The sequence below is a fragment of the Flavobacterium sp. genome (assembly GCF_035760125.1).
GTDB lineage: Bacteria > Bacteroidota > Bacteroidia > Flavobacteriales > Flavobacteriaceae > Flavobacterium.
The window spans coordinates 1-10,774 of record NZ_DASTTN010000066.1 but is presented as its reverse complement, the minus strand read 5'-3'; the positions used below and the strand labels follow the sequence as shown (position 1 = coordinate 10,774).

At 33.1% G+C, this 10,774-nt stretch carries 7 protein-coding genes; 4 read left to right on the top strand and 3 right to left on the bottom strand.

The window, feature by feature from the left end:
- On the bottom strand, positions 1-574 hold a 574-nt coding region (locus VFS71_RS02795; protein ID WP_326399251.1), incomplete at its 3' end, for a ring-cleaving dioxygenase.
- Positions 575-709: 135 nt separating this feature from the next.
- On the bottom strand, positions 710-1,243 hold the full coding sequence (locus tag VFS71_RS02790) for an HD domain-containing protein (RefSeq protein WP_326399250.1): 534 nt from the start codon (positions 1,241-1,243) through the stop codon (positions 710-712).
- A gap of 323 nt (positions 1,244-1,566) precedes the next feature.
- Between VFS71_RS02790 and VFS71_RS02785 the strand changes: the two genes are divergently transcribed.
- From VFS71_RS02785 to VFS71_RS02770, 4 genes are all read left to right on the top strand, one after another.
- Positions 1,567-3,210, top strand: coding sequence for a DUF6377 domain-containing protein (locus VFS71_RS02785; RefSeq protein ID WP_326399249.1), 1,644 nt, complete (start codon positions 1,567-1,569; stop codon positions 3,208-3,210).
- Positions 3,211-3,408: 198 nt separating this feature from the next.
- A complete protein-coding gene (locus VFS71_RS02780; protein WP_326399248.1) occupies positions 3,409-5,625 on the top strand; it encodes a glycoside hydrolase family 3 C-terminal domain-containing protein in 2,217 nt (738 codons plus the stop codon).
- 205 nt (positions 5,626-5,830) lie between these two features.
- A complete protein-coding gene (locus tag VFS71_RS02775) occupies positions 5,831-6,976 on the top strand; it encodes an acyltransferase (protein ID WP_326399247.1) in 1,146 nt (381 codons plus the stop codon).
- Between the two features lie 194 nt (positions 6,977-7,170).
- Positions 7,171-8,049 carry a hypothetical protein gene (locus tag VFS71_RS02770; protein WP_326399246.1) on the top strand — a complete coding sequence of 293 codons (879 nt, stop codon included), beginning with the start codon at positions 7,171-7,173 and terminating at the stop codon, positions 8,047-8,049.
- Here VFS71_RS02770 and VFS71_RS02765 read toward each other — a convergent pair.
- On the bottom strand, positions 8,032-10,774 hold a 2,743-nt coding region (locus VFS71_RS02765), incomplete at its 5' end, for a ShlB/FhaC/HecB family hemolysin secretion/activation protein (RefSeq protein WP_326399245.1). The two genes, VFS71_RS02770 and VFS71_RS02765, sit on opposite strands and share 18 nt — an antisense overlap.

Sequence of the window (10,774 nt, the reverse complement as noted above, 5' to 3'; positions counted from 1 at the left end):
CGTAACGATAGCGATTCACATTCTGATCGATTAATTTGTATTCAAATATATTGGTCAAAATCGCTGCTGTTGCTTTGATATCAGTAAGTGTCAAAGTAATATTATGAAACCCTTTTAGGGCGTTTTCTGCTTTTATTTCGTCGGTTTCCCAGGGTTTACGATTGTCTTCTGTTTTGGATTCTATCAATTCCAGCTTCAATCCGTCCGGATCCAAAAAGGAAACATAGCGCTCTCCAAATTTTTCTGATGGTTTGTTGTAAATTACATTGTGTTGATCCAAACGATTTACCCAGAAATCCAAACTCCCTTTTGGAACAGAATAACCAATTTCTGTAGCCATTCCAGATCCTTTTCGTCCTTGTTGTATTCCTTCGCCCCAAGGGAAAAATGTTAAGATAGTTCCGGCGCTTCCTACTTCATCCCCAAAATAAAAATGATAGGTTCCAGGATCGTCAAAATTCACTGTTTTTTTGATAAATCGTAATCCTAAAACTTTTGAATAAAAGTTGAAATTACGTTTGGCATCCCCCGCGATTGCTGTAATATGATGAATACCCAAGATTTTATTTTCCATGATATGAGTTTTAAATATTTATATTACAAATTTAGGTCGTTTAAAAAGCCATGTCATTGAACTAGAACAAGAAACAAACTGTCTAATATTGAATTAATTTATTGTAAAACGAGTCAAACTATTTATAAAGATGAATCATAATTTAAAAATCGGAAAAGGGTGTGTTGGATTCACTATTAGATTTTTAGCAAATAGTTTGATAAGAAACAGATGAAAGCCTTTATTCGGAAATAGGTTTCGGATTAATCTAATATCTTCTTTTTTTCGCCCTTTTGGCATTAAACCTAAAGTGAGATCAATTAAATCGGCTTCCCTAAAGATTTCTGCTAATACTGATGATTCAACTGTGCTTAATTTGTGATGGTTGTTTATCATCAATTCAACTTCATTTGTATCAGATGAACTTATATTTTGCTTTCGACAATATTCCCTTGCCAATTCGGTAGAAGGCTCTAAATAATCGAACGTTTTGTTAGTCCAAATTCCAAGATCGTGAAAAGCAGTTGCTATGGACAGTTTTTCCAAATCTTCTTTTGGATCCAATTGTGTTACCGCAAAATTATAAACTCTATATACATGATTCCTGTAAGGCTCATAGTTTTCTCCCAATTCGAATCGATAGGTATTTAGTATGCTGTCAATCGTATCGTTTGTTATAATTGGTAACATATTATAAAGGTTTATATTTCTCTACTATGTTTTAAAGGCGAATAGTATGCCAATTGGTAAATTTGGCGTTTATGTTGGGTTTTGGAATTTTTGGAAAAATATAATTTGCGATATTTGGTAAATTTCTAAGCTTCATTTACGAAATAAAGTATATGAAAATCTATTTGGTGTAATTTATGAAATTAGATTTAAAACATAAAACTAGGATCGGAGAACTCATTACTATCCTAGTTACCGATGGCCAGTAAATAGAAATTGAAAAGCATTCTATTTTATGGTCACTTTATTATATTTGTAATCCATATCATTTATTTGCTACTAGTTTGAAAAATTATCTACTGTTTTTTGTGTTATTTACGATAAGTTATTCGGGGTATTCATCGGATGCATCGGATTCTATTTTTGATAAGTTAAATGATGCCTTAAAAAATAAACAGAAATATGTTCTATTAAAAGAGGAACGGATTTTAAATTTCAAAAAAATTAAATCAGAAGGTTTATCAAAAGAACAAGAATACAATTACAACAAAACTTTATATACAGAATACCAAAAATTCAATTCTGATTCGGCGATTTTATATGTCAAAAAGAATCTTATAATTGCTTCAGAGCTCCAAAACAAGAATTTATCAGATTTAGCCGAATTGCAATTAGCCAACCTGTATTCGTCATCGGGAAAATACCGTGAATCTGAAGCTATTTTAAAAAGCATCAATAAAAAGACATTAGCCAAATCACTTCTTCCTAATTATTATTTGGCTTATCGGGAATTTTTTGAGCATTATAACGCAAATAGTACCAGTAAAATATACATTGAACTAATAGGTAAATATCGAGATTCTTTGTTAGGCGTATTAAATCCTGCAACATTAAATTTTAAGATAAATCAAATTCAGAAAAATATTTTTGATAAAAAAAATGCTGTCGCCTTAAAGCAATTATCGATTTTATTGAAAGATACAAAAGAGGAAGATTCCCAATATGCCATGATTACGTATCTTTTTGGAAGTATTTACGAAAGTACCAATCAATTAGAATTAAGAAAAAAGTATTATGCGCTTTCAGCTACTGCAGATATAAAAAACGCCATAAAAGACAATGCTTCACTTCAGGAATTGGCTTTAGTTTTTTATGAAATTGGTGATGTTGACATGGCTTATAAACTCACTCAATCTGCAATCGAAGACGCACTTTATTGCAATGTTCAGTTTCGAACATTGCTAATGTCTGAGATCTATTCGATTATTAATACAGCTTATTTAGAAAGAGAAGCTGAAAGAAAAGCCGAATTGCAATTGTATTTGTTATTCATTAGTCTGCTTTCTGGATTCTTAATTGTGGCGGTTATTTATGTGTACAGACAAATGAAGAAAGTATCCAAAATTCGTGGAGAACTTTTTATGACCAGTCAAAAATTAGCTGAATTAAACAAAGATATTACTGAAACAAATAGCCAGTTACAGGAACGAAACGCCCAATTATCTGAGTCTAATCATATTAAGGAAGAATATATTGCTCATTTTTTTAATCTGTGTTCGGCTTATATCACTAAGTTGGAAAATTATCGTGTTATTTTAAACAAGAAAGCAGCACTAAAACAGTTTGATGAGATTAGCAAAATGCTAAAATCCACCATTTTGGTTGAAAAAGAACTTCAAGAATTGTATGAGAACTTTGACGTGATTTTTCTAAATCTGTATCCAACTTTCGTAAAAGACTTTAATGCATTACTTATTAATGAAGAGCAAATTGTATTGAAACAAGGAGAGCTGTTAAATACAGAACTTCGCATTTTTGCGTTAATCCGTCTTGGGATAACAGACAGCGTGAAAATTGCGGCATTTCTTCGTTATTCTTTAAGCACCATTTATAATTATCGAACCAAAGCTCGAAATAAAGCGGCAGTTTCTCGAAATGATTTTGAAGAGACAGTCATGAAAATTGGATTATTACCCTTAAAAGTCTAATTTTTTATTTTAAAATCACTACTTTTTTTAATTCTTTTTTTAATTTAAGTGTTTGTTTTTTAGGTTTTTAAATTTTTATTTCACTACTTTTTTTGTTTAAAAATTAAATGCAGACGATAACGTTTTAGCTTTACAATATTATTAAGATTTACTTAAAGTGTCTTGATAGTATTTTAATGATTTAATAAATTAAAAGGTATGTTTAAAAATGTTAAAACAACTGTTCTTTTACTGTTGTTAGGTTCATTCGCGATGAATGCACAAAATAAAGTTCCTGTTTATCTTGATGATAAAAAACCTATTAATGAGCGTGTAGAAGATGCACTTTCTAAAATGACAACTGAAGAAAAAATTGCCATGATTCATGCGCAGTCAAAATTCAGTTCACCTGGTGTTCCGCGTTTGGGAATTCCAGAAAACTGGATGACTGACGGACCACACGGAATTCGTACCGAAGTTTTATGGGATGAATGGGATCAGGCAGGTTGGACAAATGATTCTTGTATTGCATTTCCGGCACTTACGGCACTTTCTGCAACCTGGAATAAAGAAATGGCTTCTTTATACGGAAAATCAGTTGGAGAAGAAGCTCGTTACCGAAACAAAAATGTATTGTTGGGACCTGGTGTAAATATTTACAGGTCACCATTAAATGGCCGTAACTTCGAATATATGGGAGAAGATCCTTTTCTTACTTCAAAAATGGTGGTGCAATATATTAAAGGGGTGCAATCAAATGGGGTGGCTGCGTGCGTAAAACATTTTGCGCTAAACAATCAGGAAACAAATCGTAATTCAGTTAACGTAATTGTTGATGATCGTGCATTATATGAAATTTATTTACCAGCTTTTAAGGCTGCCGTTCAGGAAGGAGATGCTTGGGCGATAATGGGTTCTTATAATAAATATAAAGGACAGCAATGTTGTCACAATGAGTTTTTACTGAATGATATTCTTCGCGGGGAATGGGGATTCAAAGGTGTTGTAATCTCAGATTGGGGAGGAGTTCATGATACAAAACAAGCTATTTATAATGGTTTGGATATGGAATTTGGTTCCTGGACCAATGGACTTTCATGGGGAACAAGCAACGCTTATGATAACTATTATTTGGCAAAACCTTATTCAACTATGATTGCTAAAGGTGAGATTGGAACTAAAGAATTAGATGAAAAAGTACGTCGTATTTTGCGTTTATCGTTCTTAACTACAATGAATAAAGAAAGACCTTTTGGATCATTTGGAACAAAAGAGCATGCTCAGGCTGGTTTAAAAATAGCAGAAGAAGGAATTGTACTGCTTCAAAATAAAAATAATATTCTTCCAATTGATTTGAACAAAACAAAGAAAATTGCTGTTATCGGAGAGAATGCTATTAAGATGATGACTGTTGGTGGAGGAAGTTCTTCGCTTAAAGCGAAATATGAAGTATTGCCTCTTGACGGATTGAAGAAAAGAATTGGCAGTCAGGCCGAAGTGGTTTACGCTCGAGGTTACGTAGGAGATCCAACAAGTAATTATAATGGAGTTGTTGCAAAAGTTAGTTTGGAAGACAAACGTTCTCCAGCAGAATTAACTGCGGAAGCTTTAAAAACTGCAAAAGACGCAGATGTAGTATTGTTTTTTGGAGGTTTAAATAAAAGCGATAATCAAGATGCTGAAGGAGCAGACCGTAAAGATTTAGGTCTTCCATACAATCAGGATAAATTAATCAGCGAGTTAGTTAAAGTAAATAAAAATGTGGTTTTTGTAAATATTTCAGGAAATGCTGTGGCTATGCCGTGGGTAAATGAAGTTCCAGGAATTGTTCAAGGATGGTTTTTGGGTACTGAAGCAGGTAATGCATTGGCAGCAGTTTTGGTTGGAGATGTGAATCCTTCCGGAAAATTGACTTTTACTTTCCCTGTAAAATTATCTGATAACGGAGCACATGCTTTAGGAGATTTTCCAGGTGGAAATGAAGTAACGTATAAAGAAAGCATTTTTGTGGGGTACCGTTGGGCCGACAAACAAAAAGTAAAACCATTATTTTCATTTGGTCATGGTTTAAGTTATACGACTTTTGAATATGGTAAAGTAACCGCTGATAAAAAACAAATGTCAGCTGGAGATAAAATTACGTTTTCTGTTAAAGTAAAAAATACAGGAAGCCGTGAAGGATCAGAAGTGGTTCAGCTTTATATCAGTGATTTAAAATCATCTTTGCCTCGCCCAATAAAAGAATTAAAAGAGTTTGAGAAAATTTCGCTTAAAGCGGGAGAAGAAAAAACAGTGACTTTTACGGTTGATAAAACGGCTTTGAGTTTCTTTGATGACAAAAAACACGAATGGGTTGCTGAATCAGGTAATTTTGAAGCTTTAATAGGAGCATCATCCACAGACATCAAATCGAAAGTGAGTTTTTCACTTAAATAAATTTCATTGTTTTCTGAGTTAATTTGGTTGTAAAGCTGCAATGATAAAGAGTTGTTGCAGCTTTATTTTCTAAAATTGCATAACACGAAAAAATCTATTTAGTGCTATATTTATCCAACTCCTAAATAAAATCGATGTTAAAACAACATTCTTAGTTTTAGACTAAACCAAAATAAAATTTACTTTTTAACCAATAACCATACTTATGAGTTCCGTTTCTATAGATATTCAATCAAAAAAACATTATGAAATATTAGACGGTTTACGGGGAGTAGCGGCGATTTTAGTCGTTGCTTTTCACATTTTTGAAACTTTTAGCGGCGGAAATCGTTTTGTACAAATCATTAATCACGGTTATCTGGCTGTCGATTTCTTTTTCCTTTTATCAGGATTTGTTGTCGCTTATGCGTATGATGATCGTTGGGGGAAAATGACACAATGGGACTTTTACAAACGACGTTTAATTCGTTTGCAACCCATGGTTATTATGGGAATGATTATTGGAGCAGCCTTATATTATTTTCAGGCTTCAGATATCTTATTTCCGCAAATTGCGACTATGCCTGTATGGAAATTAGTATTGGTAATGTTTGTAGGTTTCACATTAATTCCGCTGACACCATCAGCAGAAATTAGAGGTTGGGGCGAAATGCATCCGCTGAACGGCCCTGCTTGGTCGCTATTTTTTGAATATATAGCGAATATTTTATATGCTTTAATTTTTCGAAAATTCTCAAATAAAGTACTTTCTATTTTTGTTTTAGTATTTGCAGGAATGCTTATAAATTATACTGTTTTTGGACCAAAAGGCGATGTTATTGGTGGCTGGTCATTGAATTTAGAACAAATGAATGTTGGTTTTACCCGTTTATTGTACCCTTTTTTTGCTGGGATTTTACTTTCTCGTTTAAGAAAATTAATCCATATAAAAGGTGCTTTCTGGGTTTGTAGTTTATTGATTGCAATCGTTCTTTCGGTTCCAAGAATTGGTGACGAAAACAGTTTATGGATGAATGGATTATATGAGTCTTTATGTATTATTCTTGTTTTTCCTCTAATTGTTTCAATTGGTGCAGGTGGAGAAATTAAAAATCCGGTTTCTCTTAAAATCTGCAAGCTTTTAGGCGATATTTCATATCCAATTTATATCACACATTATCCGCTTATTTATTGGTATACCGCATGGGTTGTAGATAATAAAGTTTCGTTAGAAGATGGTTATGTATTAGGGATAGGAGTTTTAATAGGTAGTATTTTAATTGCTTATCTGTGTTTGAAATTATACGATGAGCCAGTACGTAATTGGCTTCAGAATAAACTCCCAAATCGGAAAACTGTCGTCGTAGCATAACAATAATGAATTTCTATTTTTGTTAGTTATAGATATTCAAAAAAGGGATGAAACTTTATGAGTTTCATCCCTTTTATATTTTTCTAGATGGTATAAAAAGTATTTTATCAATAGGAAAAATATCTTTTTTTTTGAAGAAACAAGTTTAGTTCGATCTAAAAATATAGTCTATTTTTGTAACTATACATGAGCTTATGAAAAATTCTATCTCTATTGTAATTGCTTTTTTTTTAATAGCCTGTCAGAATGGTTCCGAAACCCTTGTGACACTCTATAATTTGCCAAAAAAGCTAAAAGAAGTTTCGGGGATTATCTATACCGAAAAGAATAATTTATTTTGGACTTTGGAAGATAGCGGGAATGCTAATAAAATCTATGGATTGAATGTCAAAAATGGTACAATTGAGAAAACGATAACCATTGAAAATGCCCCAAATGTTGATTGGGAAGACATTACAAAAGATAAAGAGGGGAATTTGTACATAGGAGATTTTGGTAACAATGACAATGTTCGAAAAGATTTATGTATTTATAAAATTGATAAAAATTCATTAAATCAGGAAAATACCATTCCAGCTTATAAAATTTCGTTTTCCTATCCCGAACAAAAAAAGTTTCCACCCAAAAAGACGGCCATGTTCTTTGATGTGGAAGGTTTTATTGAGTTCAAAAACAATTTTTATCTCTTTACTAAAAATCGAAGCAAAGGTTTTGACGGTACCGTTTTAGTATATAAAATTCCAAACAAAGCAGGCTTTTATCAAGCCGTTTTAATGGGGAAATTAAAAACCTGTAATAATTATAATCATTGTGTGATTACTAGTGCCGCCATTAGCCCCGATGCTTCCAAAATAGTTCTTTTAGCTCATGATAAAGTTGTATTGCTTGAGAATTTTAAAGGGGATAATTTTCTAAAAGGAAAACAGTCAGAATTGAAATTAGGCCATTTTTCCCAAAAAGAAGCGGTTTGTTTTAAGAACAATGAAACTTTGATTATTGCTGATGAAAAGACCAACAAAATTGGAGGAAATGTTTATGAAGTAAGTCTTTCAAAGCTAAAATCCATACCCTAAACCAAAAGTAATTCTAGCTCGATCATCGGTACCTTTGAAATAGGTAATTCGCCCAGTAATCACATTTAGTCCATTTATCCATATTCCGCCACCAATGGATTGATGCCATTTATGTGAGTCCTCACCATCTAGCCAAACCCTTCCGTAATCATAACCGCCTAAAATTCCGTAAGACATCGGTACAATGCTCTTTTTAATTTTTCCGATATTCCAGCGTAGATCTGTACTTTGGTAGAATGACGATTTCCCTAAGAATCGTTCGTTTCTGAAACCTCTCAAATCATAGTCACCACCTAAAACAGCGCCTTGATAAAATTCGAAATTGTTATTGAACAATACTTTTGATTTTACAATAGTGGCTAAAACAAGCTGACCTTTCGGATCAATTTTATGATTGAAATTAACTTTTGCATCTAATGTTGGGAAATTAGTTTGCGTATGATCTATATTCATTTTCCAGCTACCCGCCACCGAAAATCCAAATCCCATAGTTGGTAACGATGGAACATCATAATTCTCAAAACTATATTTGATTGCGGCTCCCACATATTGTTGGTTATCAAAAACATTTGGGTTTACAGCACCGGGAATGTTGATATAACGTCCGGTTGTTTCTTCGACTCTTAATTTTTCAAAAAGGGTAGCGAAGCTAATTTCGCTTCCATATCGACCTACTTTTTTAATTGAAGGTGCTGCTTTTAGAGTTCTCAAACGAACTCGATTGTAATCCATTCCATAAATATCATCATTATTTACGGTTTCATTTCCATAACCAAAATAATTAATTGTGAAGTTTGGGCTTGTAAATTTTGATTCTATTTCGAAATCCCATTTGCCTAAAGTTCTTGGAAAATATCCATTATAAGTTAATTCATAACCACTGGTAGCAAATAAATAATTAGCTTTTAATAGGTGTTTTTGGGTATACGGATATTGATTAAACTTGTTTATTGTATAGTTGGCAACGATGCCTAATTTTACGCCATCATCTGGATTGTAACCGCCAAAAGGGAATCCTGAGAAAGCATTGTATTTTACTTTTTCATAGTTATAAAAATTAGGCTCGTAATCATCCGTCAAAAAGGTTTTGGCTTTAGAGTCCAAAGTATAATTGTTTGGTTTTGATTTAAAATCATAGATCTTAATTTTTTCTCCGTTTTCAACAGAATAGCTATCTTTATTTTGACCACCAATCAACCTAATTTTTATACCAGATTTAGGATTTCCTTTTACTTCAAATACATCATCGTCATCCAAGCCATAAATCCAAATGTTTTTGGTTTTAGCTGCAGTAAAATTTTTGGTATAAAGCAATTCACTACTATTGTTTTTGAGTCTATAGACCGCAATTTCTGTGCTGTTTTTTGAGGTATGGGTAATTATAAATTTGTCTTTCTTGTCTGTTCCGACAATCAAAACTGTTTTTTGCAATACCCTGTAGTATTCTTTGGCGTAATCTTGTAGTTTCGTTTTTCGTATTTTTAATTTACGCTTGATGTCTTCAATAGTTTCGTCCTGAACTTCTTTTGGTAAATTAGTAAAAGCACTCTCAATATCAGAATCTGATAAATGCTCTTGAATGTATTTGGCTTGTGCTATCCATTCTTTTTCATTGGCTGTTTTTAGAAAAGCAATATCTTGCGGATAAGGCTCTCGGTTTAACCACTTTACATTTTTAATATCTTCCTTAAAGCTTTGCTGATGGCGTAATGCGGGCATGTTCATTAACAACGATAATAACGCTCCATCATATTTGGTAAAAGCTTGATCTCGATCTCTAGGAATCGGTTTGTAAACTATTTTCCCATCCTCTTTGTATTCGCCCCAGCGCCATTGATCGCTGTGCCTGTCCCAATCTCCAATAAGCATATCAAATAATCTTGCTTTAATATAGGCGGGTTCATCGATAGTGTACTTTTCATCTTTATGCATGTTCTTCATGACGTCATCTGTACTGATAATGTCTAATGGTTTTCCTAAACTTTTTGCATCTTTTTGATTGCCGGATAATTGTTCTTCCACTAAGTACAACTCATCACCAAAATTAGAATTGAATCCATTTAAAAGAGGTTCTTTTGGTATATAATATAAAACGGGATTGGTATGTGACACTCCAATTTTGTCGGCCATATTTCCAACAGCAAGAGGAGTGTAGGGGTGGGAGGTGGTGTAAAAATCAAACAAAAAGCCTTCAGCATAAGTATCATCAAACTGATTTAATACAAACTGATCTTTAAAAACAACAGATTGCAGAAAGCGAGAGGTGCTTTTTTTGAGGGCACGCATTACGTATTCTTTTCCGTCTGCATCAGTCAGTCGCAATGATTTTGATTGGTGTCCACCACCTTCTCTTATGGGTTTAACTCCACCAAAAAGGGTGTCCAAAGTTGCTGTTTTTGCATCAATGGGCAAACTATAATATTTTCGGTAATGTTGTCCAAAAAGGAATTTATGAAAGATACTTTTTCGAGTCATTTCACTAGAATAAATCGATGTTGTAGTTATTGCTGCGAATTTTGTGGATAAATTCGTTGGAGCAACAGTATCTCGTGCTTTTATAACGGTTTGTTCCAAAAGTAGTTTTTCCTGTTTATTTTCATTGCCATAAAAGGATACTTTAGTTTCTCCATTTTTATAAAGTGTCAATGTTGCATAACCATTTCCACCATACGAAAAATCATTTGGATTGACAGCTTTGGCGGCTTCTGATTTGGAACCTGCACCA

What these genes read in the sequence shown, in the direction of transcription:
- VFS71_RS02770 (WP_326399246.1), top strand. Translation starts at nt 7,171, where the DNA reads ATGAAAAATTCTATCTCTATTGTAATTGCTTTTTTTTTAATAGCCTGT.
- VFS71_RS02780 (WP_326399248.1), top strand. Translation starts at nt 3,409, where the DNA reads ATGTTTAAAAATGTTAAAACAACTGTTCTTTTACTGTTGTTAGGTTCA.
- VFS71_RS02790 (WP_326399250.1), bottom strand. Translation starts at nt 1,243, where the DNA reads ATGTTACCAATTATAACAAACGATACGATTGACAGCATACTAAATACC.
- VFS71_RS02775 (WP_326399247.1), top strand. Translation starts at nt 5,831, where the DNA reads ATGAGTTCCGTTTCTATAGATATTCAATCAAAAAAACATTATGAAATA.